Consider the following 407-nt stretch of genomic DNA (forward strand, 5'->3'; position numbering starts at 1 on the left):
GGTCGCGCCATGAGGCATTACGCTCTGTGTTTGTCACCAAAGAGGGAGAGGCCGAAGTGCATCTGCTGGCCTGCGAACACGGTTTGCCATTGCGCCGGATTGATCTCCATGACGAACCGATCAAGGGATCGGGTGCAGGAGTAGAACTTGGAAGGCTTTGTACCGAAGAGGCTCGGGCGCCCTTTGATCTTACTAGAGGGCCGCTTATCCGGGCTTGCCTGATCCGGGTACCTGCCGCCTCATCTGCAGATGAGCATGTATTGCTACTCACACAACACCACATCATCTCGGATGGCTGGTCGCTAGGCATACTTTTGTCTGAGTTAAGTGCGCTGTACACGGCGTTTAGCAACAATCAGGCAAGTCCATTGTCGCCGTTGGCAATCCAATATCCCGACTATGCCGCT

At 54.8% G+C, this 407-nt stretch carries 1 protein-coding gene; it reads left to right on the plus strand.

The features are described 5' to 3' along the window. The coding region (locus SxD43FB_RS24165; RefSeq protein ID WP_217988854.1) for a condensation domain-containing protein at positions 1-407 on the plus strand (407 nt) is incomplete at both ends.

This window comes from Sphingobium sp. D43FB (assembly GCF_002312805.1).
GTDB lineage: Bacteria > Pseudomonadota > Alphaproteobacteria > Sphingomonadales > Sphingomonadaceae > Sphingobium.